The organism is Marmoricola sp. RAF53, assembly GCF_052114005.1.
In the GTDB taxonomy this organism is placed as follows: domain Bacteria; phylum Actinomycetota; class Actinomycetes; order Propionibacteriales; family Nocardioidaceae; genus Marmoricola.
Map to the genome: position 1 here is coordinate 1 of NZ_JBFRDX010000014.1, position 25,888 is coordinate 25,888.

Genomic DNA, 25,888 nt, shown 5'->3' on the forward strand with positions numbered 1-25,888 from the left:
GGACGGCACCCGGTGAGCGCACCGGACGCGGCCGCCTGGGCGGCCGCTGCCGTCGGGCTCGTCGCCGGCGGAGCGGGCGGGCTGCTCGTGCGGCCGATGATCGCGTGGCTGCCCGAGCCGGACCCCGAGCCGGACCCCGATCCGGCGCCCGAGCCCTCACCCGAGCCCGCAGAACCCGCGAAGGTGCTCTACCGCGACCTCGCCGCCACGCCCGGCCTGCCGCTGCGGGCCGCCCTGATCGGGGCGTTCTGCGGCGCGCTGATCGGCCTCGCGACCGGGTGGGACCCGACCCTGCTGCTGGTGCTGCCGCTGATCCCGGTCGGGATCGGCCTCGGCTTCATCGACGCCCGCACCCGGCTGCTGCCGACCCGGCTGGTGCTGCCGGCCACCGCGGCCGCGCTCCTGCTCGGGGCCCTGGTCTCCTGGCTCACCGACGACTGGTCGGCGCTGCTCCGCGGCCTGGTCGCGATGCTGGTCGTCCGCAGCCTTTTCTGGGTGCTCTGGTTCATCCGGTCAGCCGGGATGGGGTTCGGCGACGTTCGGCTCTCCGCCCTGCTCGGCTTCGTGCTCGGCTACCTCGGCTGGCCGGAGGTCATCGTCGGGATCTACGCCGGCTTCCTCGAGTTCGTGATCCCGGGCATCGTGCTCGCCGTGGTCCACCGTGACCGGGCCCGGCTGAAGACCCGGACGCCGTTCGGCCCGGCGCTGCTCGCCGGGGCCGTCACCGGCATCGTGCTCGGGCCCTGGATCGCGCGGAGCCTCGGCTACTGAGTCTCGGGTACGGACGGTCCGCGCCGGCCGCGGCGTCGCGCGTGACAGACTTCGCCCATGCTCCGATGGCTCACCGCGGGGGAGTCGCACGGCCCCTCCCTCGTCGCAATCCTCGAAGGCCTGCCCGCCCACGTGCAGGTGACGTCGGCCGACATCGCCGACGCGCTCGCCCGTCGCCGCCTCGGCTACGGCCGCGGTGCTCGGATGAAGTTCGAGCAAGACGAGGTGACCATCAGCGGCGGGATCCGCCACGGGGAGACCCAGGGCGGCCCGGTCGCGATCGTCGTCGGCAACACCGAGTGGCCGAAGTGGGAGCGGGTCATGTCCGCCGACCCGGTGCCGCAGGACGAGCTTGACACCCTGGCCCGGAACGCGCCGCTGACCCGGCCGCGTCCCGGTCACGCCGACCTGGCCGGCATGCAGAAGTACGACTTCGAGGAGGCCCGCCCGATCCTCGAGCGCGCCTCCGCGCGCGAGACCGCGGCCCGGGTCGCGCTCGGCCGGGTCGCCTCGGCCTTCCTGGAGCAGGCCACCGGTGCGCGGATCGTGTCGCACGTGATCGAGCTCGGCGGCGTGCGCGCCCCGGCCGGCCTGGTGCCGGTTCCCGACGACGTCGCCGCCCTGGACGACAACCCGGTCCGATGCCTGGACCCGCAGACCTCCGAGGCGATGGTCGCCGCGATCGACCAGGCCCACAAGGACGGCGACACCCTCGGTGGCGTCGTCGAGGTCGCCGTGCACGGTCTCCCGCCGGGCCTCGGTTCGCACGTGCACTGGGACCGCCGGCTCGACGCCCGGCTGGCCGGTGCGCTCATGGGCATCCAGGCGATCAAGGGTGTCGAGGTCGGCGACGGCTTCGAGCTCGCCGCGACGCCGGGGTCGAAGGCGCACGACGAGATCGAGGCCGGCGACGACGGCATCCGGCGTACGTCGGGCCGCTCCGGCGGCACCGAGGGCGGGATGACGACCGGTGAGGTGCTCCGGGTCCGGGCCGCGATGAAGCCGATCGCGACCGTGCCGCGGGCGCTGCGGACCATCGACGTCGCCACCGGCGAGGCCGCGGTCGCGCACCACCAGCGATCCGACGTCTGTGCCGTCCCGGCCGCCGGCATCGTCGCCGAGGCGATGGTCGCCCTGGTCGTGGCCGACGCCGTGCTGGAGAAGTTCGGCGGCGACTCGGTCGCCGAGACCCGCCGCAACGTCGAGACCTACCTGGCGAACCTGAGGTTCCGGTGAGCGGTGCCCGTCCACGGCCGGCCGTCGTGCTGGTCGGCACGATGGGGGCCGGGAAGACCACGGTCGGCCGGATCGTCGCCGAGAAGCTCGGCCTGAATTTCCTGGACACCGACCACCTGGTCGAGGAACGGGCCGGCAAGAGCGTCGCGGAGATCTTCGTCGACGACGGTGAGACGGCGTTCCGGGCGCTGGAGCACCAGGCGGTCGCCGACGCGCTCGCGAGCCATGACGGCGTGCTCGCGCTCGGCGGCGGTGCCGTCCTCGACCCCGCGACCCGGACACTGCTCGACGGCCACCGCGTGGTCTTCCTCAAGGTCGGGCTCTCCGACGCCGCGTCCCGGGTCGGCCTCGGCGTCTCCCGGCCGCTGCTGCTCGGCAACGTCCGCGGCCGGATCAAGCAGCTCCTCGACGAGCGCACCCCGGTCTACGCCGCCGTCGCCGGGCACACGGTCGAGACCGACGGCCGCACCGCGACCGAGGTGGCTGACGAGGTCCGGGCGCTGGTGCAGGATGGTGACCATGCCTGACAACCCGACCGGGCAGACCGGCGCCGCGACGCGGATGCACGTCGGCGGCGCCTCCCCGTACGACGTCGTCGTCGGCCACGGTGTCCTGGACGAGGTCGCCCGCGTCCTCGGCGACGATCCGCAGCGCATCGCGGTCTGCTACGCCGAGCCGCTCGCCACCCTGGCCGAGCGGGTGATCGCCACCCTGGACGGCTACGAGGTGCTCCGGCTGGTGCTGCCCGACGGCGAGGTCGCCAAGACCGGTGCGGTCGCCCTGGACGCCTGGGAGAAGCTCGGCGCCGCCGGGTTCACCCGCTCCGACGCCGTCGTGACCGTCGGCGGCGGCGCGACCACCGACATGGGCGGTTTCATCGCCGCCACCTGGCTGCGCGGCGTGCCGGTCGTGCACGTCCCGACCACGCTGCTCGCGATGGTCGACGCGGCGGTGGGCGGCAAGACCGGCATGAACACCGGTGCCGGCAAGAACCTGGTCGGCTCCTTCCACGAGCCCGCCGGGGTGGTCTGCGACCTCGACGTGCTCTCCACCCTGGCCGAACCGGAGCTGATCGCCGGGCTCGGCGAGGTCGTCAAGTGCGGGTTCATCGCGGACCCGGCGATCCTCGAGCTCATCGAGAACTGCCCGGCAGACGCCCTGGAGCCCAGGTCCGCCGAGCTGCGCGAGCTGGTCGAGCGCGCGATCGCGGTGAAGATCGCCGTCGTGGTCGACGACCTCAAGGAGACCGGCGGCGCCGACGGCCACCCCGGGCGCGAGACGCTCAACTACGGCCACACCCTGGCGCACGCGATCGAGAAGGCCACCTCCTACCGGGTCCGGCACGGCGAGGCCGTCGCCCTCGGCATGGTCTACGTCGCCGAGCTGGCCCGGCTCGCCGGCCGCCTCGACGACGCCACCGCGGCCCGGCACCGCACCGTGCTCGCCGCGGTCGGGCTGCCGACCCGGTTCGACGCCGCCCCCTTCGAGGACCTCCTCGCCACCATGCGGGTCGACAAGAAGTCCCGCGGGAACCAGCTCCGGTTCGTCGTGCTCGACGGCCTGGCCCGGCCGAGCGTGCTCGCCGACCCCGACGAGGCCGACCTGCGGGCGGCGTACGCGCACCTCGGCGGTGCCGGATGAGGCGGGCGCTGGTGCTCAACGGTCCGAACCTGGGCCGTCTGGGCCGCCGTCAGCCGGAGATCTACGGTTCCACCAGCCACGACGAGCTCGCCGCGCTCTGCGTCGGGTGGGGCCAGGACCTCGGGCTCGACGTCGAGGTCCGGCAGACCAACCACGAGGGCGAGCTGCTCGACTGGCTCAACCAGGCCGCCGACGAGGAGACCCCGGTGGTGCTCAACGCCGCCGCCTGGACGCACTACTCCTACGCCCTGTACGACGCCTGCGCCCAGCTGGTCGCGCCGCTGGTCGAGGTGCACATCTCCGACCCGGCCCAGCGGCCGGAGGTCTTCCGGCACACCTCGGTCGTCACCCCGCACGCCGCGACCGTGATCGCCGGGCACGGCATCGACGGCTACCGGATCGCCCTGGAGCACCTCGCCGGTGTCCTCGGCTGACGCGTCCACGACGGTCCGGGACCGGCGCGCCGGTCCCGAGGCGGGCTCGGCGCTGAGGATCCTCGGTGCCGCGGCGCTCCTCGGCGGGCTGACCGTCGGGCTCTTCTCGCGGCTGGGGATGCACCTGCTGATCCGGCTCAACGCCGACGCCGACGGCGTCACCAGCGACGACGGCTTCGAGATGGGCCGGTTCACCGTCGGCGGCTCGCTCAACCTGCTCCTCGTCGGGGTGGGGCTCGGCCTGGTCAGCGGCGTCCTCTACCTGCTGCTCCAGCCGCTGTGCTTCGGTCCGGACTGGTTCCGCACGCTCTCGCTCGCGGTCGGCGCGGGCACGGTCGCCGCGACCCAGGTGGTGCACGCGGACGGCGTGGACTTCCGGCTGCTCGGCCCGCTGGCGCTCGCGGTCGGGATCTTCGTGGCCCTGCCGATGCTCCAGGTGGCGCTCCTCGACCTGTGGGCCCGGCGGATCCGCCGGGGCCGCGGAACCGCGGAGCCGCGGCTCGGGGGAGCGCTCGCCTGGGTGCTCCGCGGACTGCTCGTGGTCTGGTTCGTCCTCGCGGTGGCCTCGCTGGTCGGGGACGTGCACACCCTCGCGGCCGCGGCGGGATAGACTCACGCGTTGGCGCCAGCACCACTGCTGCGCGCCGGAAGACTCACACTCCCGAGAACGACAGGGCTCCCGCACGCATGGCAACCACGAACGACCTCAAGAACGGCATGGTTCTCAACATCGACGGCCAGCTCTGGCAGGTCACCGAGTTCCARCACGTCAAGCCCGGCAAGGGCCCGGCCTTCGTGCGGACCAAGCTGCGCAACGTGGAGTCCGGCAAGAACGTCGACAAGACGTTCAACGCGGGTACCAAGGTTGAGACGGCCAACGTCGACAAGCGGACGATGCAGTACCTGTACAACGACGGCACGAACTTCGTCTTCATGGACACCTCGACCTACGACCAGCTCGAGGTCTCGCCGGAGATCGTCGGCAACGCGGTCAACTTCATGCTGGAGAACCAGGAGGCGATCGTCGCCACCAACGACGGCCGCGTCCTGTTCATCGAGCTCCCCGCCTCGGTCGAGCTCGTGATCACCTTCACCGAGCCGGGTCTCGCCGGCGACAGCGCCACCGGGCGCACCAAGCCGGCCACCCTGGAGACCGGCCACGAGATCCAGGTCCCGCTCTTCATCAACCAGGGCGAGAAGGTCAAGGTCGACACCCGCGACTCCTCGTACCTGGGCCGCGTCAAGGGCTGACGCCCGCGATGAGCGCACGGTCCAAGGCCCGCAAGCGGGCGCTCGACCTCATCTTCGCCGCCGAGGCGCGTCAGCAGGTCGCCACCGACCTGCTGAACGAGCAGGTCATGGCGGGTGACGTCCCCTCCAACGAGTACACGGTCACCCTCGTCAAGGGGGTCGCCGAGCACGCCGGCCGGCTCGACGAGCTGATCACCGAGTACAGCCGCGACTGGACGCTGGAGCGGATGCCGGCGGTCGACCGCAACGTGCTCCGGCTGGCGATCTTCGAGGTGCTCTACGTCGAGGACGTCCCGGACGCGGTCGCGATCAGCGAGGCGCTGAACCTGGTCCGCGACCTGTCCACCGACGAGTCGCCGTCGTTCGTCAACGGCGTCCTCGGCCAGATCTCGCGGGACAAGGCGCGCCTGACCGCCTGAGGCTGGCACCAGCGCGATGTCCCTGGTTGGCTGGGCGCATGAGCGAGACGATCGGGTGCGACGTCGTGGTGGTGGGCCTCGGCCCGGGTGGTGAGCACGTGGCCGGCAGCCTGGCCCGCGCCGGGCTGGACGTCGTCGGCGTCGACGAACGCCTGGTCGGCGGCGAGTGCCCGTACTTCGGGTGCATCCCGTCGAAGATGATGATCGCCGCCGCGGAGACACTCCGGCAGGTACGCCGCGTCGACGGCCGGGCCGGCACCGCGACGGCGACACCGGACTGGACCCCGGTGGCCACCCGGATCCGGGACGAGGCGACCGACGACTGGGACGACCAGGTCGCGGTCGACCGTCTGGTCGACGCAGGCGCGCGGTTCGTGCGCGGCCGCGGCCGGATCAGCGGACCGCACGAGGTCACCGTCACGGCCCCCGACGGCAGCACCAGCACGTACGCCGCCCGGCGCGGCATCGTGCTCAACACCGGGACGACGCCGGTCGCTCCACCGGTGGACGGGCTGGCGGGCACGCCGTACTGGACGAACCGGGAGGCGGTCCGGCTCACCGAGCTGCCCGGCTCGCTGGTCGTCATCGGCGGCGGCGCGATCGGCTGCGAGCTGGCCCAGGTCTTCGCGACCTTCGGGGTCGCCGTGACGGTCGTCGAGGTGGCCGACCGGATCGTGGCGCCGGAGGAGCCGGAGGCGTCGCGGCTGCTGGCGGAGGCGTTCGCCGCCGACGGCATCGAGGTCCTCGGCGGAGCCCGGATCGAGCGGGTCGAGCACGACGGCGACCGGTTCTCGGTGGTCCTGGGCGACCGCACCCTGACGGCCGACCGGCTCCTGGTCGCGGCCGGGCGCCGCAACAACCTCGCCGACCTCGGGCTGGAGCACGTCGGCCTGGACCCGGAGGCCCGGGTGCTGGACCCGGACGAGCGGATGCGGGTCGCCGAGGGTGTCTGGGCCGTCGGGGACATCGCCGGGAAGGGCGCGTTCACGCACGTGTCGATGTACCAGGCGGACGTGGTGATCCGGGACCTGCTCGGTGAGGACGGACCGTGGGCGGACTACCGTGCGGTCGGCCGCGTGACCTTCACCGCGCCCGAGATCGGCTCGGTCGGCCTCACCGAGAAGGCGGCCCGTGACCGCGGGCTGAACGTGCGCGTGGCGACCGGCGACCTGGGCTCGCGCGGCTGGATCGCGGAGGACCACGGACTGGTCAAGCTCGTCGCCGACGCCGACCGCGGCGTCCTGGTCGGCGGCACCACCGTCGGCGCGACCGGGGGAGAGGTGCTGTCGATGGTCGCGACCGCGGTCCACGCCGAGGTCCCGATCAGCACCCTGGCCGAGATGCACTTCGCCTACCCGACGATCCACCGCGCGGTGCAGCCGGTGCTGCGCGCGCTGCTCTGAGGCCGCTCAGAGGAGCTGCGCGGCGGTCTCGAGCTCGGTGAGCGCGTCCTCGGTGTAACGGGCGAGGCGCTGCAGGTGCGGGATCGTGTCGCGGCAGCCGACCAGGCCGAGAGTCACCTTGTCGACGTACCCCACGAGGGTGACGTTCAGGCCGTAGCCGTCGGAGAGGAACGAGACCGGCACCAGGCTGACCAGCCGGGCACCGGCCAGGTAGAGCGGTTCCCGGGAGAGCACCAGGTTCGAGACCACGAAGTTGAACAGCGGCGGCGCCGGGGCGATCTTCTGGGAGAAGGCGATCGGGAGCAGCCCGGCCAGGGTGAACTGCTGGAGGGCGCCGGGGGAGAGCGCCACCAGCTCCTTCTTGCCGCGCGCGGTGACCGCGCTGATCCCCGCGAGCCGTTCCAGCGGGTCCTCGACGTCGGTCCCCAGCGGGCAGATGAACCCGGCCGCGGCGTTGATCGTCTCCTCGTCGCGGTCGATCCCGACCGGGACCGACGCGGTCAGGGTGCGGGCCGGGAGCGCATCGGTCTCGGCCAGGTAGCGGCGTACCGAACCGGCCAGGGCGGCCAGGACGACGTCGTTCACGCTGGTACCGCTCGCCGTCGCCACGGCTTTCAGGCGGGCCAGCTCGAGGTCGACCATCGCCAGCCGGCGGTGCCGGGTCACCTTCTGGTTGAACGGCGTCCGCGGGGTGCGCAGCGCGCCGAGCACCGCGCTGTTCGCGCCGCTGGCCATCTCGACGACCTTGCCGGCCATCTCGCCGGCGGCGCCCATGCTCTCCACGATCCCGCGGGCCAGCCGGATCGCCGCGCGCTCGGCCCGGACGAGCTCCGCGGACTCCTCGGGCCCGGCCGCGTCCGGGCCGACCGCCCCCTCCGGGTCGGTGCTCAGCCACTGCTTGATCGTGCGGATCGCGCCGAGGCCGTCGGTGGCGCCGTGGTGGGCCTTGAAGTAGAAGGCGAACCGGTTGCCCTCCAGGCCCTCGACGACGTGCGCCTCCCACAGCGGCTTGGACAGGTCGAGGGGGTGGCTGTGCAGCCGTTCGATCAGCTGACCGAGCTGGGCGTCGGTGCCCGGCGACGGGAGCGCCGAGAGCCGGACGTGGTACGTCGGGTCCGGCTCGGTCTCGACCCAGCGCGGCAGCGAGCCGGCCGGCCCGGCCTCGATCCGGCTGTTGTACGGGAACGGCACCCAGGACAGCTCGGAGAAGGCGCGGTGCAGGTCGCGGACCCACTCCGGACCGGCTCCCGGCGGGAGCTCGAAGACGGCGCCGCAACCGATGTGCAGCGGCGCGCGCGAGGTCTCCATCCGGACGAACATGCTGTCCACCGGGCTGAGCAGACGCGCCATCGCGGACCTCCCCACTGGTCGGACGACATCGTAGGGGCTGATAAGGTCGGACGCGTTCGACATCCTTTAACGAGCCGTCCTGTGAGGCGGAGAAGGAGGTCAGGCGCTGGTGCCTACGCAGCCGCCTACCCAGCAGACCGTGCCTGCGAGCGACGGTCCGGACCCGGTCCCCGGGCGCACCGTCCTCGACGCCCGTGACATCAACCGGGCACTCACCCGCATCGCGCACGAGATCCTCGAGCGGCAGAAGGGCGCCAAGGACCTGGTCCTGCTCGGCATCCCGAGCCGCGGCGTCCACCTGGCGCACCGGATCGCGGCGAAGATCTCGGAGGTCGAGGGCACCGAGGTCCCGGTCGGCTCCCTCGACATCACCATGTACCGCGACGACCTGCGGCTGCGCCCGGCCCGCGCCCTGGCGCGCACCGAGATCCCGCACGGCGGCATCGACGACAAGACGGTCGTCCTGGTCGACGACGTGCTCTTCTCCGGCCGCACGATCCGGTCCGCGCTCGACGCGATGAACGACATCGGCCGCCCCCGGGCGGTCCGGCTCGCCGTGCTGGTCGACCGCGGCCACCGCGAGCTCCCGATCAGGGCCGACTTCGTCGGCAAGAACCTGCCGACCTCGACCAGCGAGAAGGTCGCCGTCCGGCTCGGCGAGTACGACGGGGAGGACTCGGTGACGATCCTGTGAGCGCCTTGCAGAAGGGACACCTGCTCAGCGCGGGCGACCTGACCCGCGACGAGGCCGAGCTGATCCTGGCCACCGCCGAGGAGCTCCGCTCGCTGGCGGACCGGCCGATCAAGAAGCTGCCGGCGCTGCGCGGCCGCACCGTGGTCAACCTGTTCTTCGAGGACTCGACCCGGACCCGGATGTCCTTCGAGGCTGCCGCCAAGCGCCTCTCGGCCGACGTCATCAACTTCTCCGCCAAGGGCTCCTCGCTCAGCAAGGGCGAGTCGCTCAAGGACACCGCGCTCACCCTCGAGGCGATGGGCGCGGACGCCGTCGTCGTCCGGCACTGGGCCTCCGGTGCGCCGCACAACCTGGCCAACGCGGGCTGGTCGCGGTCCAGCGTGATCAACGCCGGCGACGGCACCCACGAGCACCCGACCCAGGCGCTGCTGGACGCGTTCACGATGACCCGGCACCTCGGCACCGGGCCGACGAAGAGCATCGACGGCCGCCGGATCGCGATCGTCGGCGACGTGCTGCACAGCCGGGTGGCCCGCTCGAACGCGCTGCTGCTGCAGACCCTCGGCGCCGAGGTCACCCTGGTGGCGCCGCCGACCCTGCTGCCGTTCGGGGTCGAGACCTGGGGCGTCCAGACGTCGTACGACGTCGACGCGGTCCTGCCCAAGGCGGACGCGGTGATGATGCTGCGCGTCCAGCGCGAGCGGATGAACGCCTCCTACTTCCCGAGCGTGCGCGAGTACTCGCGGCGCTACGGCCTGGACGCCCGCCGGATGGCGACGCTCCAGGACCACGCGATCGTGATGCACCCCGGCCCGATGATCCGCGGCATGGAGATCACCGCCGACGTCGCGGACTCGCAGAAGTCCGTGATCGTCGAGCAGGTGACCAACGGCGTCGCGGTCCGGATGGCCGTCCTGTACCTGCTGCTCGGCGGCTCCGAGCCGGCCGTCTCCACCCACTCGTCCGAGGAGAGTCCCGCGTGACCCGCTACCTGATCCAGAACGTCCGGCCGCTCGGCGGGGACGCCGTCGACCTGCTGCTCGCGGACGGGGTGATCGCGGAGATCGGGACCGGCCTGGACGCCGACGGCGCCGAGGTCGTCGACGGCTCCGGGCTGATCGCGCTGCCCGGCCTGGTCGACCTGCACACGCACCTGCGCGAGCCCGGCCGCGAGGACGCCGAGACGGTGGAGAGCGGCACCAGCGCTGCCGCGCTCGGCGGTTTCACCGCCGTGCACGCGATGGCCAACACCGACCCGGTGGCCGACACCGCCGGTGTCGTCGAGCAGGTCTGGCGGCTCGGCCGCGAGGCCGGACACTGCGACGTCTACCCGGTGGGCGCGGTCACCGTCGGGCTGGAGGGCGAGCGGCTCGCCGAGCTCGGTGCGATGGCCGACTCGGCGGCCCGGGTCCGGGTCTTCTCCGACGACGGCAAGTGCGTCTCGGACGCGGTGCTGATGCGCCGCGCTCTGGAGTACGTGAAGGCCTTCGACGGAGTCGTGGCCCAGCACGCCCAGGAGCCGCGGCTCACCGAGGACGCCCAGATGAACGAGGGCGAGCTCTCCGGCCGCCTCGGCCTGCGCGGCTGGCCGGCCGTCGCCGAGGAGGCGATCATCGCCCGCGACGTGCTGCTGGCCGAGCACGTCGGGTCACGGCTCCACGTCTGCCACGTCTCCACCGCCGGATCGGTCGAGATCGTCCGCTGGGCCAAGTCACGGGCAGCGAAGAACGGGGGGTGGAGCGTCACCGCGGAGGCGTGCCCGCACCACCTGCTGCTCACCGACGAGACGGCCGCGTCCTACGACCCGATCTTCAAGGTGAACCCGCCGCTGCGCACCGCGGCCGACGTCGAGGCGCTCCGCGACGGCCTGGCCGACGGCACCATCGACATCGTCGCCACCGACCACGCCCCGCACCCGCACGAGGACAAGGACTGCGAGTGGCAGGCCGCGGCCTTCGGCATGCTCGGGCTGGAGACGGCGCTGTCGATCGTGCAGCACACCATGGTCGACACCGGCCTGATCGGCTGGGCCGAGGTCGCCGAGCGGCTCTCCTCGGCACCGGCCCGGATCGGCCGCGTCGACGCGGACCACGGCCGCCCGATCGCGGTCGGCGAGCCCGCCAACGTGGTCCTGTACGACGCCGCCGCGACCCGGACGATCGAGCCGAGCGAGATGTCCTCGCTCTCCCGCAACACCCCGTACGCCGGGATGGAGCTGCCCGGCCGCGTGGTCGCCACCTTCCTGCGCGGGAAGCCGACCGTCCTCGACGGGAAGCTGGCCTGATGAGACTCTTCCGGCATGCGTCGGGCGGGATCCCCGCCCTGGTGCCGATCCCGCCGATCGCGGAGCTCCCGGCGGCGAAGATGCAGGCCTCGGGCCGCTACCTGGGCACGTTCGACACCGACGGCCAGCGGGTGATCGGGCACAGCCTGGCCGCGAAGAGTGCGGCGCGGCTGTCGTTGTCCGCCGAGGCGCTCGACGTCGTGCGGATCGCCGGCTCGTTCCGGATCCGCGCCGAAACGCTGCGCGGGGCCCGTTCGGCGGCGACGTTCGGCGGCAAGGCGGTGGACAACCTGCTGGTGGTGCGCTGGACCCACGAGGGTCTCGACTGGGAGACGGGTTTCCGGATGGACCCCGCACGCAGCGTGCGGGACGCCGCCAAGGCCCAGATGGGCCGTACCAAGAGCACCGTGCGGCCCGAGGTGGACGCCTGGGTCCGATCGATCTCGAAGATCTCAAGGGGTAACGCATGACGACCGAAGCAATCCTCGTCCTCGAGGACGGACGCACCTTCCGCGGGGAGTCCTACGGCGCGACCGGGGAGACGTTCGGCGAGGCCGTGTTCTCGACCGGGATGACCGGCTACCAGGAGACGCTGACCGACCCGTCGTACCACCGGCAGGTGGTGGTCATGACGGCTCCGCACATCGGCAACACCGGCATGAACGACGAGGACCCGGAGTCGCGGAGGATCTGGGTCAGCGGCTACGTCGTCCGCGAGCCCGCCCGGGTGCCGTCGAACTGGCGCTCGGTGCGCTCGCTGGACGACGAGCTCCGCGCGCAGGGCGTGGTCGGGATCAGCGGGATCGACACCCGCGCGCTCACCCGGCACCTGCGCGAGCGGGGTGCGATGCGGGTCGGCATCTCCTCCACCGAGACCGACCCGGCCGCCCTGCTGGAGCGCGTGCGCGCGTCGTCCGAGATGGCCGGCGCCGAGCTCTCCGACGAGGTCACCACCGCCGAGGCCTACGTGGTCCCCGCGGTGGGGGAGAAGGTCGCCACCGTCGCGGCCGTCGACCTCGGCATCAAGACGAACACGCCGCGGATGATGAGCGAGCGCGGCATCGAGGTGCACGTGCTCCCGGCGACGTCGACCATCGACGACGTGCTCGCGGTGGGTGGCGACGCGGGGCCGGACGGGCTCTTCTTCTCCAACGGACCCGGCGACCCGGCCGCGACGACCGGCCAGGTCGAGCTGCTCCAGGAGGCGCTCGGCCGGGACCTGCCGTACTTCGGGATCTGCTTCGGCAACCAGCTGTTCGGCCGCGCCCTCGGGTTCGGCACCTACAAGCTGAAGTACGGCCACCGCGGCATCAACCAGCCGGTGATGGACCGCACCACGGGCAAGGTCGAGGTCACCGCGCACAACCACGGCTTCGCGGTCGACGCCCCGCTGGAGGGCAGCACCGCGACGCCGTACGGCGAGGCAGGCGTGAGTCACGTCTGCCTCAACGACGGCGTCGTCGAGGGGCTCGAGCTCCGCGACGCGAGCGGTGCCCTGAAGGCCTTCTCGGTGCAGTACCACCCCGAGGCCGCGGCCGGCCCGCACGACGCCGCCTACCTGTTCGACCGTTTCCTCGATCTCATGCTGAGCTCGACCGAAAGCAACCGGAAGAAGGCCTGACCCGTGCCGAAGCGCGACGACATCAAGTCCATCCTGGTGATCGGCTCCGGGCCGATCGTCATCGGGCAGGCCTGCGAGTTCGACTACTCCGGGACCCAGGCCTGCCGGGTGCTGAAGGAGGAGGGCATCCGGGTCATCCTGGTGAACTCCAACCCGGCGACGATCATGACCGACCCGGAGTTCGCCGACGCCACCTACGTCGAGCCGATCACCCCGGAGTTCGTCGAGAAGGTGATCGCCAAGGAGCGCCCGGACGCGATCCTGCCGACCCTCGGCGGCCAGACCGCGCTCAACACCGCGATCGCGCTGCACGAGAACGGCGTCCTGGAGAAGTACGACGTCGAGATGATCGGCGCCAGCTTCGAGGCGATCCACCGCGGCGAGAACCGTGAGCTCTTCAACGCGATCGTGCACAAGGTCGGCGGCGAGGTCGCCCGCTCGTTCGTCTGCCACTCGATGGCCGAGGTCGAGAACGCCGTCGGCGAGCTGGGCTACCCGGTCGTCGTCCGGCCCTCGTTCACGATGGGTGGGCTCGGCTCGGGCATCGCCTACGACGAGAACGACCTGCAGCGGATCGCCGGCGCGGGCCTGTCCGCCAGTCCGACCACCGAGGTGCTGATCGAGGAGTCGATCATCGGCTGGAAGGAGTACGAGCTGGAGGTGATGCGCGACAAGGCCGACAACGTCGTGATCATCTGCTCGATCGAGAACTTCGACCCGATGGGCGTGCACACCGGCGACTCGATCACCGTCGCCCCGGCGATGACGCTGACCGACCGCGAGTACCAGCACCTGCGCGACCTGGCGATCGGGATCATCCGCGAGGTCGGCGTCGACACCGGCGGCTGCAACATCCAGTACGCCGTCAACCCGGCCGACGGCCGCGTCATCGTGATCGAGATGAACCCGCGGGTCTCCCGGTCCTCGGCGCTGGCCTCGAAGGCGACCGGCTTCCCGATCGCCAAGATCGCCGCCAAGGTCGCCGTCGGCTACACCCTCGACGAGATCCCGAACGACATCACCACCCGGGAGAACGGGGAGAGCACGCCGGCGGCCTTCGAACCCACCCTGGACTACGTCGTGGTCAAGGTGCCGCGGTTCGCGTTCGAGAAGTTCCCGACCRCCGACCCGACGCTGACCACGCACATGAAGTCGGTCGGCGAGGCGATGGCGATCGGGCGCAGCTTCACCGAGGCCTTCAACAAGGCGCTGCGGTCGCTGGAGAACAAGACCGCGCCGTTCCACTGGACCGGCGAGCCGGGCGACAAGGACGCGCTGCTGGAAGCCGTGAAGGTCCCGCACGACGGCCGGGTGCAGAAGGTGATGCAGGCGATCCGTGCCGGCGCCACCCAGGCCGAGGTGTTCGACGCCACCAAGATCGACCCGTGGTTCGTGGACCAGCTCTTCCTGATCGACGAGATCGCGCAGCAGGTCGCGGCAGCGCCGGAGACTGACGGAGTGCTGGACCCGGGCGTGCTGCGGGTCGCCAAGCGGCACGGTTTCTCCGACGCCCAGATCGCCGGGATCCGCGGCCTGACCGAGGCCGAGGTCCGGGCCGCCCGGACCGCTGCCGGGGTGCGGCCGGTCTACAAGACCGTCGACACCTGCGCGGCCGAGTTCGCCGCGGCCACGCCGTACTACTACTCCTCCTACGACGAGGAGACCGAGGTGCTGCCGCGTGCCGAGGGCAAGCAGGCCGTGATCATCCTCGGCTCGGGCCCGAACCGGATCGGTCAGGGCATCGAGTTCGACTACTCCTGCGTGCACGCCTCGCTCGCGCTGGCCGAGGCCGGATACGAGACGATCATGGTGAACTGCAACCCCGAGACGGTCTCCACCGACTACGACACCTCCGACCGGCTCTACTTCGAGCCGCTCACGCTGGAGGACGTCCTCGAGATCTACGAGGCCGAGAAGGCGGCCGGCCCGATCGCCGGCGTGATCGCCACCCTCGGCGGCCAGACCCCGCTGGGCCTGGCCCAGGGCCTGGAGGACGCCGGCGTCCCGATCGTGGGCACCAGCCCGGAGGCGATCGAGCTGGCCGAGGAGCGCGGCGCCTTCGGGCGGGTGCTCGCCGAGGCCGGGCTGGTCGCCCCGAAGCACGGCACCGCGGTCTCCTTCGCCGACGCCCAGGCGATCGCGCACCAGATCGGCTACCCGGTGCTGGTGCGGCCGTCGTACGTGCTCGGCGGCCGTGGCATGCAGATCGTCTACAGCGACGAAGCGCTGGAGGCCTACATCGAGGCCGCGACCGAGATCAGCCCGGACCGCCCGGTCCTGGTCGACCGGTTCGTGGACGACGCCGTCGAGATCGACGTGGACGCCCTGTACGACGGCACCGACCTGTTCCTCGGCGGCGTGATGGAGCACATCGAGGAGGCCGGCATCCACTCCGGCGACTCCTCGTGCGCGCTGCCGCCGATCACCCTCGGCGACGCCGAGATCACCCGGATCCGCGAGGCCACCGAGGCAATCGCCCGCGGCGTCGGGGTGCGCGGCCTGATCAACATCCAGTTCGCCCTCGGCGCCGACGTGCTCTACGTGATCGAGGCGAACCCGCGGGCGTCGCGGACCGTCCCGTTCGTCTCCAAGGCGACCGGCACCCAGCTCGCCAAGGCGGCCGCCCGGCTGATGCTCGGCGAGTCGATCGCCGAGCTCCGCGCCGCGGGCGCGCTCCCGGCCACCGGGGACGGCGGCTCGCTCCCGGCCGACGCCCCGATCGCGGTCAAGGAGGCGGTGCTCCCGTTCAACCGGTTCCGCACCAAGGAGGGCCACTTCGTCGACACGGTCCTCGGGCCGGAGATGAAGTCGACCGGCGAGGTGATGGGCTTCGACGCCGACTTCGGGACCGCGTTCAGCAAGTCCCAGGCGGCGGCGTACGGGTCGCTGCCGACGGAGGGCAAGGTCTTCATCTCGATCGCGAACCGGGACAAGCGGACGATGATCTTCCCGGCCCGGGTGCTGTTCGACTACGGGTTCGAGATCCTCGCGACCCAGGGCACCGCCGAGGTGCTCCGCCGCAACGGCATCCCCGCGACCGTCGTGCGCAAGCACTTCGAGGGCGCCGGGCCGGCGGGGGAGAAGACCACGGTCCAGATGATCCTGGACGGCGAGATCGACCTGATCGTGAACACCCCGCACGGCTCGACCGGCGGTGGCGACTCGCGGATCGACGGCTACGAGATCCGGTCGGCCGCGGTGCTGACGGGCATCCCGTGCATCACCACGGTGCAGGGTCTGGCGGCCGCGGTGCAGGGCATCGCGGCGATCCGGGCCGGCAGCATCGGGGTGCGGTCGCTGCAGGAGTGGGCAGCCCGGACCCAGGGGACGGCCCAGGGGACGGCCCAGGGGACGGCCCAGGGGACGGCCCAGGGGACGGCCCAGGGGACGGCCCAGGGGACGTCCTCGTGACGAACCCGTACCGGCTGCTCTTCGACAAGGGTTTCGCCCACGTCGACCCGGAGAAGGCGCACCACCTCGGCTTCGCCGGCATCCGTGCCGCCGGGCCGGGGTTGCGCGGCGTCGCCCGCGCGCTGCCGAAGCGCACCGGGGTCCGCCGGATGGGGCTGGACTTCCCGTCCGTGCTCGGGCTCGCGGCCGGGTTCGACAAGAACGCGGTCGGCATCGACGCGCTCGGGGCGCTCGGGTTCGGCTTCGTCGAGATCGGCACGGTCACCGGGGAGCCGCAGGCCGGCAACCCGAAGCCGCGCCTGGTCCGGCTGGTCGAGGACCGCGCGGTGGTGAACCGGATGGGCTTCAACAACGACGGCGCCGAGGTGGTGGCCGCTCGGCTGGCGAAGCGGGCCCGGCACCTCAAGCCGGGGCGCGGCCCGGTCCTCGGGGTAAATATCGGGAAGACCAAGGTGGTCCCGGAGGACGCGGCGATCGCGGACTACGAGAAGAGCACCGGGCTGCTGGCGCCGTACGCGGACTACCTGGTGGTCAACGTGTCCTCGCCCAACACGCCGGGGCTGCGCGACCTCCAGGCCGTCGCCAAGCTGGAACCGCTGCTGACCGCGGTCCGGCGCCGCGCCGACGAGGTGACCGGCGACCGCCGGGTGCCGCTGCTCGTCAAGATCGCCCCCGACCTCAGCGACGAGGACGTGCTCGAGGTGGCCGACCTGGCCGGGGCGATCGGGCTCGACGGCATCGTCGCCACCAACACCACCATCGGCCGGGAGCACCTGCGCTCGTCGCCCGCCGCCGTCGAGGCGGCCGGAGCCGGGGGACTGTCCGGCGCTCCGCTGCGGGAACGCTCGCTGGAGGTGCTGCGGCTGCTCCGCTCGCGGGTGGCGCCGGACCTGACGCTGATCGGCGTCGGCGGCATCTCCACCGCGGAGGACGCCCTGGAGCGGCTCGCCGCCGGGGCGGACCTGGTCCAGGCCTACACGGCGTTCATCTACGAGGGTCCGCTGTGGCCGCGCCGGGTGAGCGCCGCGATCGACGAGGAGCACGGACGGTGACCGAGGAATGACCCAGCACCCCTTCGGTGCGCGCCTGCGCGCCGCCATGGACACCCGCGGCCCGCTGTGCGCGGGGATCGACCCGCACGCCGCGCTGCTGCGCGCCTGGGGGCTCGAGGACGACCTGGCCGGACTGGAGCGGTTCGCGCTCACGGCCGCCGAGGCGCTCGGCCCCGAGGTGGCCGCGGTCAAGCCGCAGTCGGCCTTCTTCGAGCGCTTCGGCTCGGCCGGCATCGCCGTCCTGGAGCGGACCGTCGCGGTCTGCCGCGAGGCGGGCGCCCAGGTCGTGCTCGACGTGAAGCGCGGCGACATCGGCTCGACGGCCCAGGGGTACGCCGACGCGTACCTCGACCCGTCCTCGCCGCTCGCGGTCGACGCGATCACCGCCAGCCCGTACCTCGGCTTCGGGAGCCTCGACCCGATGCTCGAGACCGCCCGCCGGCACGGGGCCGGGGTGTTCGTCCTCGCGCTCACCTCGAACCCCGAGGGCCCGCAGTTCCAGCACGCCCGCACGGCCGACGGCCGCACGGTGGCCGGGACGGTGCTCGACTCCCTGCGCGAGGCGAACGAAGGCGCGACCTCGCTCGGCTCCTTCGGCGCGGTGGTTGGGGCGACCATCGAGGTCCCGGACGCGTCGCTGGCGATCGGCGGCCCGCTGCTGGTGCCCGGCATCGGCGCCCAGGGCGGCACCGCGGACGACGTACGCCGCATCTTCGGCGACGTCCTCGACCAGGTGCTGCCGTCCAGCTCGCGGGAGATCCTCGGCGCCGGTCCCGACGCGGCAGCACTCCGGGCCGCGGCAGCGCAGGCCAACGAGGCGTTCGCGGCCCTGGTCGGATGAGTGCCGGTCGATGATCCTCCGACGCGCGCCGCTGGCGCTGGGGCTTGCCGTCGCAGTGCTCCTGGGAGCCACYGGCTGCGGCGACGAGACCCAGGCCTACTGCGACGCGCTGAAGAAGGACCAGCACCTGTTCAGCGACAGCGGCAGCGGCCTGGAGCTGATCGACAACCTGCCCGAGCTGGAGCGGCTGGCCCGCAAGGCGCCCTCGGACCTCGACGACGAGTGGCAGACCGTGATCGGCGCCCTGGAGGCGCTCCGGGACGCCGTCCGCGCGGCGGGCGTCTCCCCGGACGACTTCGCCAACGGCGCCCCGCCCGCCTCGCTGAGCGCGGCGGACAAGGCCGCGGTCGCCGCCGCGGCGAACGAGATCGCCTCGCCGGACGTGGTGGACGCCCTGAACGGCATCGACCAGCAGGCGAAGGACGTCTGCAAGATCCAGCTCGGGCTCTGACGTCAGCCGTGCCTTTCGGAGAAGGCACACGTCTCGGATCTCCGACCCGCGTTGCGGCGCGCCGGGGCCGCTGACTAGATTGCACCGAACACCGCCCCCCGCACCGTCGAGAAGAGGACTCCTCGTGGCCCTGCCGCCGCCACCACTGACCCCGGAGCAGCGTCGGGCCGCCTTGGACAAGGCTGCCGCGTCGCGCCGGGAGCGGGCCGCGGTGAAGAACCGGCTCAAGCACTCGGGTGCCTCCATCGCCGAGGTCCTCGCCGAGGGCGAGACCAACGAGGTGATCGGCAAGATGCGGGTCAGCGAGCTGCTCCAGTCGATGCCCGGGCTCGGCAAGGTGCGCGCGGCCCAGGTGATGGAGCGCCTGAAGATCTCGGAGACCCGTCGGGTCCGGGGGCTCGGTGCGAAGCAGATCGCGGCGCTGGTCGCCGAGTTCCCCTCCCGTGGCTGACCAGGCCCCGGTCCCGACCCGGCTGACGGTGCTCGCCGGACCGACCGCGGTGGGCAAGGGGAGCGTGGCCGCGTGGCTGCGCGACACGCACCCGGAGGTCTGGATCTCGGTCTCCGCGACCACGCGGGCACCGCGTCCCGGTGAGGTCGACGGCGTCCACTACCACTTCGTCTCCGACGCCGAGTTCGACCGGATGATCGCCGACGGCGAGCTGCTCGAGTGGGCGGTCGTGCACAGGACGGCCCGGTACGGCACCCCGCGCGGCCCGGTCCTCGAGGCGCTGGCGCAGGGCCGGCCGGCGCTGCTGGAGATCGATCTGCAGGGCGCGCGCCAGGTGCGCGAGCGGATGCCCGAGGCCCGTTTCGTCTTCCTGTCGCCGCCGTCCTGGGACGAGTTGGTCCGCCGGCTGGTCGGCCGGGGCACCGAGACCGAGGCCGAGCGGGAGCGGCGGCTGGAGACCGCGCGGGCCGAGCTGGCCGCCGAGGCGGAGTTCGACGTCACGGTCGTCAACCACACGATTCACGATGCGGGCGAAGAGTTGATAGAGTTGATGAGGTCCTGAGGCCTCTCAGCCTCGGATCTTCGTTTTTCTCCTAGCGTCTGTGAGGCTCGATGAGCGTGTCCGGTACCCAGCCCGTCGCCCTGGGGATCACCAACCCCCCGATCGACGACCTGCTGACCAAGACCGACTCCAAGTACAAGCTGGTGCTCTACAGCGCCAAGCGTGCCCGGCAGATCAACGCGTACTACTCGCAGCTCGGCGAGGGCCTGCTCGAGTACGTCGGCCCGCTCGTGGACACCCACGTCCAGGAGAAGCCGCTGTCGATCGCCATGCGCGAGATCAACGAGGACCTGCTGGTCTGCGAGGACATCGATCCCGAAGAGTCCGCGGAGACCGCGGCCGAGTGACTCGGCGGCTCGCCAGTCGAGCTTGTCGGGTGCGGTGAGATGACCACCTCCTCCACTTCCCAGCATTCCCGCCCTCGCGTCGTCCTCGGCGTGAGCGGCGGGATTGCTGCGTACAAGGCCTGTGAGCTGCTGCGCCGGTTCACCGAGTCCGGTCACGACGTCACCGTCGTGCCGACCGCCGCCGCGCTCGAGTTCGTCGGCGCCCCGACCTGGGCCGCGCTCAGTGGGAAGAGCGTCTCGGCGAACGTGTGGCAGGACGTTGAAACGGTTCCGCACGTCCGGATCGGCCAGACCGCCGACCTGGTGGTGGTGGCCCCGGCGACGGCCGACCTGCTCGCCAAGGCCGCGCACGGCCTGGCCGACGACCTGCTCACCAACACGCTGCTGACCGCGCGCTGCCCGGTGGTCTTCGCCCCGGCGATGCACACCGAGATGTGGGAGCACCCGGCCACCCAGGCCAACGTGGCCACGCTCCGCGAGCGCGGGGCGCTGGTGATCGAGCCAGCCGAGGGCCGCCTCACCGGTGCGGACACCGGCAAGGGCCGACTGCCCGAGGCCGCCGAGATCTTCGCCTTCGCGACCGACCTGCTGGCCCGTGGCGGTGCCAGGGAGCAGGACCTCGCCGGTCGGCACGTCGTGGTCTCCGCCGGCGGCACCCGGGAGTACCTCGACCCGGTCCGCTTCCTGGGCAACCGGTCCTCGGGGCTGCAGGGCTACGCCCTCGCCCGGACCGCGGTCGCCCGCGGCGCCGAGGTCACCCTGGTGGCCGCGAACGTCACGCTGGCCGACCCGGCCGGCGTGAAGGTCGTGAAGGTCGAGACCACCGCGCAGCTCCAGGAGCAGGTCCTCGCGGCCTCCCGCAGCGCCGACGCCGTCGTGATGGCCGCCGCCCCGGCGGACTTCCGGCCGGCGACGTTCACCGACGCCAAGATCAAGAAGGCCGAGGACGGGTCGGCACCGGAGATCCGGCTGACCCAGAACCCCGACATCCTGGCCGGCCTGGCGGCCGACCGGCCGAGCCCGGGCATCGTCGTCGTCGGCTTCGCGGCCGAGACCGGCGACGAGAACGGGTCGGTGATGGACCACGCCCGGGCCAAGCTGGCCCGCAAGGGCTGCGACCTGCTCGTGGTCAACGACGTCGGTGGCGGCAAGGTCTTCGGCGCCGAGGACAACGAGGCCGTGGTTCTCGGCGCCGACGGCAGTACGACCAGCGTCCCCCGCGGCTCGAAGAGCGCGCTGGCCCAGGTGATCTGGGACCGCGTGACCCCGCTGCTGCCCACGCGTTGAGGAGGCTGCCTTGTTTCTGAGATGCCGTCTCAGCATGAGGACCGTCGGTTAGGCTGAAGATGCCGGACCAAACCCCCCCACCAAGTACCTACTGGCCGAGATCCGGCCAGGGAATCTGCAGGAGAATCACACGTGACTGGACGCCTGTTCACCTCTGAGTCCGTGACCGAGGGTCACCCGGACAAGATCGCCGACGCGATCAGCGACACCGTGCTGGACGCGCTGCTCACCGACGACCCCGACAGCCGGGTCGCCTGCGAGACCCTGCTGACCACCGGTCTCGTCGTCGTCGCCGGTGAGGTGACCACCAAGACCTACGCGCCGATCGCGCAGCTGGTCCGGGACAAGATCCTCGAGATCGGCTACGACTCGTCGGTCAAGGGCTTCGACGGCAACTCCTGCGGCGTCCAGATCGCCCTCGGCCAGCAGTCCCCGGACATCGCCCAGGGTGTCGACCAGGGCTTCGAGGCCCGCGTCGACGGCTCCGGTGACGAGCTCGACAGCCAGGGCGCCGGCGACCAGGGCCTGATGTTCGGCTACGCCTGCGACGACACCAAGGAGCTCTACCCGCTCCCGATCAGCATCGCCCAGCGCCTGGCCGAGAAGCTGACCGAGGTCCGCAAGAACGGAACGCTGGACTACCTGCGTCCCGACGGCAAGACCCAGGTCACCATCGAGTACGACGAGAACGACCGCCCGGTCCGCGTCGACACCGTGGTGCTCTCCACCCAGCACGCCGACGGCATCGACCTCGAGGCGACCCTGGCCCCGGACATCAAGAAGCACGTCATCGACCCGGTCCTCGAGTCCTTCGACATCGCGTCCGAGGGCTACCGCCTCCTGGTGAACCCGACCGGCAAGTTCGTCGTCGGCGGCCCGATGGGTGACGCCGGCCTCACCGGCCGCAAGATCATCGTCGACACCTACGGCGGCATGGCCCGTCACGGTGGTGGCGCCTTCTCCGGCAAGGACCCGTCCAAGGTGGACCGCTCGGCCGCCTACGCGATGCGCTGGGTCGCCAAGAACATCGTCGCCGCGGGCCTGGCCCGTCGCGCCGAGGTCCAGGTCGCGTACGCGATCGGCAAGGCCGCCCCGGTGGGCGTCTTCGTCGAGACCTTCGGCACCGGCGTCGTCTCCGACGAGGTCATCCAGAAGGCCGTCCTCGAGGTCTTCGACCTGCGCCCGGCCGCGATCGTCCGCGACCTCGACCTGAAGCGCCCGATCTACGCCAAGACCTCGGCGTACGGTCACTTCGGCCGCGAGCTCCCCGAGTTCTACTGGGAGCGCACCGACCGCGCGGAGGCCCTGAAGGCCGCTGCCGGCATCTGATCACCCGAAGTCGCCCCTCCGGACCACCCGTCCGGAGGGGCGATTTCCGCTTCCGGAGTGCCGTAGATTGGTGAGGCTGGTCGGAGGGGCCGGCACCCACTCTCTCCGGAGGCTCGATGATGCGTCGTCCTGCCGCGCTCGCGCTCGTCCTGGTGGCACCGCTGCTCGCGCTGGTGCCCGGGGCCGTGGCGACGGCGGACGACGACCCGGCAGCGGCCGCGACGCGGGACCTCCGGGCGGACGCCGAGGCCGGCATCACCCTGAAACGGGGCGAGGACGGGCAGGTCGCCTTCGTCGGGACCCCGGCCCGTGGTTCGGTCGACAACCCCGAGGTCGCGGCAGGCGACAGCGTCGCCGCCGCCGCCCGCGAGCACCTCGACCGGTACGGCGCGGCGCTGGAGCCCGCCACCGGCTCGACCTTCGCGCGCACCGGAACCGTGCGCACGACCTCCGGCGTCGACCTGGTCCGCTACCAGCAGGCCGTCGACGGCGTCCGGGTCCTGGGCGGGCAGGTGGTCGTCGCGCTCGACGACCACCGCGACCTGCGCTCGCTGACCTCCGCGGTCTCCGACACCGACGTCCAGGCCGCGGCCGCATCGGTCTCCGCGGCTGACGCCGCCGCCACCGCGCGCGCCGCGGTCGCCGGGCGCGGTTCGTCGGGCGCCGCGCTGACGGTCACCGACCTCGGCCGCTGGCTGCTCGACCCGGCGGTGGTCGGCCTGGACCTGCCCGGCGGCGTCCGGACGGTACGCCGCTTCGAGGTGAGCGACGGCGCGTCCGTCCGCGAGCTGGTGCTGGTCGACGACCGCACCGGGGTGGTGGTGTTCAAGGCGAGCATGATCGCCGACATCAACCGGGTCGTCTGCGACCGGCTCGGCCTTCGCGGACCGGAGACCACGTGCACGACCGGGATTCCGGGCCGGACCGAGGGCGGGGCGAGCAGCCCGGTCGCCGAGGTCAACAACGCCTACAACTTCGCCCGCGAGACCTCCGACCTGTACGCGGCGGCCGCGCCTCCGGCGTACCAGGACCTGACGGCGCTCCTGGGGGTGGACGTCGCCGGCGTGAAGCGGCTCGCCTCGACGGTGAGGTTCTGTTCTGACGAGGCAGTCGGCACTCCCTCGGTGTTCGTCGACGACTGCCCCTACCCGAACGCGTTCTGGAACGGTCAGCAGATGTTCTACGGCGAAGGGTTCGCCGCCGCCGACGACGTGGTCGCGCACGAGATGACCCACGGTTACACCGAGCGGACCGCTGGCCTCTTCTACTGGGGCCAGCCCGGCGCGATCAACGAATCGATGTCGGACGTGATCGGTGAGATCGTCGACCACCGTAACGGCAGTGACGACGACAGCACCTGGACCATCGGTGAAGACCTCGTCGACGTCGGGCCGAACCACGTGGACTACGGGCCCTTCCGAAGCATGTCGGACCCGGCCGCGAGTCCATTCCACGACCCGGACTCCATGACGAGCAGCACGTACTACCCAGGGCCGTACGACGCCGACGGCGTGCACCTCAACAGCGGGGTCGGGAACAAGACCGCGTACTTGATCTCGCAGGGAACCGGCGGCACTTCGTTCAACGGCCAGTCCTTCACGGGCATCGACGGGACCGATGCGCAGCTCCGCAAGACCGCGGTGCTCTACCTCGAGGCCATCCCACGCCTGGTCGCGGCGAGCGACTACGCCGATCTCGCCTCGACGCTCGACCAGACCTGCCTGGACCTGGTCCGGGCCGGGACCGTTCGTGGTGCCACCTTCACGTCGGCCGACTGCGTCAAGGTCCACCAGGCCACGCTTGCCACCGCGTTGAGAAGTGCGCCTCCGACGGTGGTGAAGCCGGCCGACGCGAGCACCGCCTGCCCCGTCGGAACGCTCAAGAGGGTCCTCTACTCCAGCGAGGACGGGACCACCGCCAGCGCCATGCTGCGTGATCCGTCGCCAGCGGGGCCGGTGAACGACCCGGACTCCGTCTTCGCGTGGTACCGGGACGCTGCCGGCTACTCGTTCAGGAACGAGACCTGGTCAGTGATCGACCCGCCCTTCTCGGCTGCCAATCGGCTGCGAGTCGCAGCCCCCGTCTCGCTACCGGCGGGACAGGAGAGCTTCCTCTCCTTCCGCGGCTGGTGGGTCAACGACTACGTGCCGCCGCTCCTTCCTGGGGAGTCCGCCGATCCGCTGCACCCGCCCGGCGCGCACGACGGAGGCACGGTCGAGATCGTGCGCGCCGGTGACCAAGTGGTCCCGGCCGCGGCGGACTGGGTGAACGGCCCGACCGAATTGCTCAACGCGAGCCCTGTCAGCCCCGACGGTGCGCTGAAGGCCTTCACCAGGAGCAGCCACGGCTGGGTGGGGAGTCGCCTCGACCTGACCGCCTTCGCCGGAAACCAGGTTCAACCGCAGTTCACGATGCGATCGGACTCGATCGACGGGCAGATCGGCTGGTTCCTCGACGACATCACAGTCAATACCTGCGATACGGTCCTGCGTACTCCGACGGGGATCTCGGTGACGGGTGCGCTGAATGCGGTCACCGTGCGCTGGAACGGAACCGGCCAGCAGGTTTCAGGCTTCCGGCTTCGCGTAGCGGGGTCCGCTCGCACCTGGACCGTGCCGGCATCGGCACGATCGGCGCTCCTGAGCGGTCTGGTCGCTCCCACCAGCTCGGTGCGGGTCTACCTGCAGGCGGTGAATCCGGGCATGAGCGGCTCGGCTGAGACGAGCAAGTCGATCAACCGTGGACTGATCACGATCGTCGGACGCCGTGTGGGGTCGAAGGTCCTCCTGAAGGGCACGGTGAAAGCGGCAGGCGTCACGCCGGTGCGCGGCGCTGCGGTACGGGTCGAGCGTCGGAGCGGTGCGCGATGGATCCTGGTCAAGACTGTTCGTACGGGGGCCGGTGGCGTGTGGAACGCAACCGTGGTCCGTCGGAGCAAGGCCGTCTACCGCGCCACCTATGTCGGCGCGCCGTCCCTGGTCGGCACGTCGTCGACCAGATCTGTGCGGCGCTGACCCCTCGGAACTGGGCCCGTCCCCGCTCGCTGGTAGACA

Annotated in this window: 25 protein-coding genes; 24 read left to right on the forward strand and 1 reads right to left on the reverse strand. The window is 71.9% G+C overall.

Annotation, left to right across the window (positions count from 1 at the left end; all coding sequences use genetic code 11):
- From AB4Y76_RS13350 to AB4Y76_RS13390, 9 genes are all read left to right on the forward strand, one after another.
- Positions 1 to 771: prepilin peptidase (locus AB4Y76_RS13350; protein ID WP_441926012.1), on the forward strand; the 771-nt coding region annotated here is incomplete at its 5' end.
- A gap of 57 nt (positions 772 to 828) precedes the next feature.
- The gene (gene aroC / locus AB4Y76_RS13355) at positions 829 to 2,007 is read left to right on the forward strand and encodes a chorismate synthase (RefSeq protein ID WP_441926014.1); all 1,179 of its coding nucleotides are present in this window, start codon (positions 829 to 831) and stop codon (positions 2,005 to 2,007) included.
- The gene (locus tag AB4Y76_RS13360) at positions 2,004 to 2,534 is read left to right on the forward strand and encodes a shikimate kinase (protein WP_441926016.1); all 531 of its coding nucleotides are present in this window, start codon (positions 2,004 to 2,006) and stop codon (positions 2,532 to 2,534) included. The genes aroC and AB4Y76_RS13360 overlap by 4 nt, the downstream gene beginning before the upstream one ends.
- Positions 2,527 to 3,648 carry a 3-dehydroquinate synthase gene (gene aroB, locus AB4Y76_RS13365; protein ID WP_441926018.1) on the forward strand — a complete coding sequence of 374 codons (1,122 nt, stop codon included), beginning with the start codon at positions 2,527 to 2,529 and terminating at the stop codon, positions 3,646 to 3,648. The genes AB4Y76_RS13360 and aroB overlap by 8 nt, the downstream gene beginning before the upstream one ends.
- Complete coding sequence (locus AB4Y76_RS13370; RefSeq protein ID WP_441926020.1) at positions 3,645 to 4,082, forward strand: type II 3-dehydroquinate dehydratase; 438 nt, start codon at positions 3,645 to 3,647, stop codon at positions 4,080 to 4,082. The genes aroB and AB4Y76_RS13370 overlap by 4 nt, the downstream gene beginning before the upstream one ends.
- Positions 4,069 to 4,692, forward strand: coding sequence for a hypothetical protein (locus AB4Y76_RS13375; protein ID WP_441926022.1), 624 nt, complete (start codon positions 4,069 to 4,071; stop codon positions 4,690 to 4,692). Before AB4Y76_RS13370 ends, AB4Y76_RS13375 begins: the two co-directional genes overlap by 14 nt.
- 77 nt (positions 4,693 to 4,769) lie before the next feature.
- Positions 4,770 to 5,333, forward strand: a complete 564-nt coding sequence (gene efp / locus AB4Y76_RS13380) for an elongation factor P (protein ID WP_441926024.1) — start codon at positions 4,770 to 4,772, stop codon at positions 5,331 to 5,333.
- An 8-nt stretch (positions 5,334 to 5,341) separates the two neighbouring features.
- On the forward strand, positions 5,342 to 5,752 hold the full coding sequence (gene nusB, locus AB4Y76_RS13385; protein WP_441926026.1) for a transcription antitermination factor NusB: 411 nt from the start codon (positions 5,342 to 5,344) through the stop codon (positions 5,750 to 5,752).
- A gap of 38 nt (positions 5,753 to 5,790) precedes the next feature.
- Complete coding sequence (locus AB4Y76_RS13390; RefSeq protein ID WP_441926028.1) at positions 5,791 to 7,155, forward strand: dihydrolipoyl dehydrogenase family protein; 1,365 nt, start codon at positions 5,791 to 5,793, stop codon at positions 7,153 to 7,155.
- 6 nt (positions 7,156 to 7,161) lie between these two features.
- Here AB4Y76_RS13390 and AB4Y76_RS13395 read toward each other — a convergent pair whose 3' ends face one another.
- A complete protein-coding gene (locus AB4Y76_RS13395; protein ID WP_441926030.1) occupies positions 7,162 to 8,505 on the reverse strand; it encodes a WS/DGAT/MGAT family O-acyltransferase in 1,344 nt (447 codons plus the stop codon).
- Positions 8,506 to 8,644: 139 nt separating this feature from the next.
- On the opposite strand from AB4Y76_RS13395, the gene pyrR reads away from it, so the two are divergent.
- The 15 genes from pyrR (at position 8,645) to AB4Y76_RS13470 (ending at position 25,849) form a co-directional block, all read left to right on the forward strand.
- A complete protein-coding gene (gene pyrR, locus AB4Y76_RS13400) occupies positions 8,645 to 9,199 on the forward strand; it encodes a bifunctional pyr operon transcriptional regulator/uracil phosphoribosyltransferase PyrR (RefSeq protein ID WP_441926032.1) in 555 nt (184 codons plus the stop codon).
- On the forward strand, positions 9,196 to 10,182 hold the full coding sequence (locus AB4Y76_RS13405; RefSeq protein ID WP_441926034.1) for an aspartate carbamoyltransferase catalytic subunit: 987 nt from the start codon (positions 9,196 to 9,198) through the stop codon (positions 10,180 to 10,182). The genes pyrR and AB4Y76_RS13405 overlap by 4 nt, the downstream gene beginning before the upstream one ends.
- Complete coding sequence (locus AB4Y76_RS13410) at positions 10,179 to 11,483, forward strand: dihydroorotase (protein ID WP_441926036.1); 1,305 nt, start codon at positions 10,179 to 10,181, stop codon at positions 11,481 to 11,483. Before AB4Y76_RS13405 ends, AB4Y76_RS13410 begins: the two co-directional genes overlap by 4 nt.
- Positions 11,483 to 11,953: a PH-like domain-containing protein gene (locus tag AB4Y76_RS13415; RefSeq protein ID WP_441926038.1), complete on the forward strand. Its 471-nt coding sequence runs from the start codon at positions 11,483 to 11,485 to the stop codon at positions 11,951 to 11,953. Before AB4Y76_RS13410 ends, AB4Y76_RS13415 begins: the two co-directional genes overlap by 1 nt.
- On the forward strand, positions 11,950 to 13,104 hold the full coding sequence (carA, locus tag AB4Y76_RS13420; protein ID WP_441926040.1) for a glutamine-hydrolyzing carbamoyl-phosphate synthase small subunit: 1,155 nt from the start codon (positions 11,950 to 11,952) through the stop codon (positions 13,102 to 13,104). Before AB4Y76_RS13415 ends, carA begins: the two co-directional genes overlap by 4 nt.
- A 3-nt stretch (positions 13,105 to 13,107) precedes the next feature.
- Positions 13,108 to 16,515: a carbamoyl-phosphate synthase large subunit gene (carB, locus tag AB4Y76_RS13425; protein WP_441926042.1), complete on the forward strand. Its 3,408-nt coding sequence runs from the start codon at positions 13,108 to 13,110 to the stop codon at positions 16,513 to 16,515.
- Positions 16,512 to 17,567, forward strand: coding sequence for a quinone-dependent dihydroorotate dehydrogenase (locus tag AB4Y76_RS13430; RefSeq protein WP_441926044.1), 1,056 nt, complete (start codon positions 16,512 to 16,514; stop codon positions 17,565 to 17,567). The genes carB and AB4Y76_RS13430 overlap by 4 nt, the downstream gene beginning before the upstream one ends.
- Before the next feature lie 7 nt (positions 17,568 to 17,574).
- Positions 17,575 to 18,408, forward strand: a complete 834-nt coding sequence (pyrF, locus tag AB4Y76_RS13435; RefSeq protein ID WP_441926046.1) for an orotidine-5'-phosphate decarboxylase — start codon at positions 17,575 to 17,577, stop codon at positions 18,406 to 18,408.
- Positions 18,409 to 18,418: 10 nt separating this feature from the next.
- Complete coding sequence (locus AB4Y76_RS13440; protein WP_441926048.1) at positions 18,419 to 18,859, forward strand: hypothetical protein; 441 nt, start codon at positions 18,419 to 18,421, stop codon at positions 18,857 to 18,859.
- 172 nt (positions 18,860 to 19,031) lie between these two features.
- Positions 19,032 to 19,310 (forward strand): integration host factor, actinobacterial type, encoded by a 279-nt coding sequence (gene mihF / locus AB4Y76_RS13445; protein ID WP_441926050.1) that lies wholly within the window; start codon positions 19,032 to 19,034, stop codon positions 19,308 to 19,310.
- A complete protein-coding gene (gene gmk, locus AB4Y76_RS13450; RefSeq protein ID WP_441926052.1) occupies positions 19,303 to 19,872 on the forward strand; it encodes a guanylate kinase in 570 nt (189 codons plus the stop codon). The genes mihF and gmk overlap by 8 nt, the downstream gene beginning before the upstream one ends.
- A 50-nt stretch (positions 19,873 to 19,922) precedes the next feature.
- A complete protein-coding gene (gene rpoZ / locus AB4Y76_RS13455; protein ID WP_441926054.1) occupies positions 19,923 to 20,219 on the forward strand; it encodes a DNA-directed RNA polymerase subunit omega in 297 nt (98 codons plus the stop codon).
- A 39-nt stretch (positions 20,220 to 20,258) separates the two neighbouring features.
- Complete coding sequence (gene coaBC / locus AB4Y76_RS13460) at positions 20,259 to 21,506, forward strand: bifunctional phosphopantothenoylcysteine decarboxylase/phosphopantothenate--cysteine ligase CoaBC (RefSeq protein ID WP_441926056.1); 1,248 nt, start codon at positions 20,259 to 20,261, stop codon at positions 21,504 to 21,506.
- A 132-nt stretch (positions 21,507 to 21,638) separates the two neighbouring features.
- Positions 21,639 to 22,835, forward strand: coding sequence for a methionine adenosyltransferase (metK, locus tag AB4Y76_RS13465; protein ID WP_441926058.1), 1,197 nt, complete (start codon positions 21,639 to 21,641; stop codon positions 22,833 to 22,835).
- Positions 22,836 to 22,954: 119 nt separating this feature from the next.
- Positions 22,955 to 25,849 carry a M4 family metallopeptidase gene (locus AB4Y76_RS13470; protein ID WP_441926060.1) on the forward strand — a complete coding sequence of 965 codons (2,895 nt, stop codon included), beginning with the start codon at positions 22,955 to 22,957 and terminating at the stop codon, positions 25,847 to 25,849.
- The last annotated feature ends 39 nt before the right edge of the window (positions 25,850 to 25,888 follow it).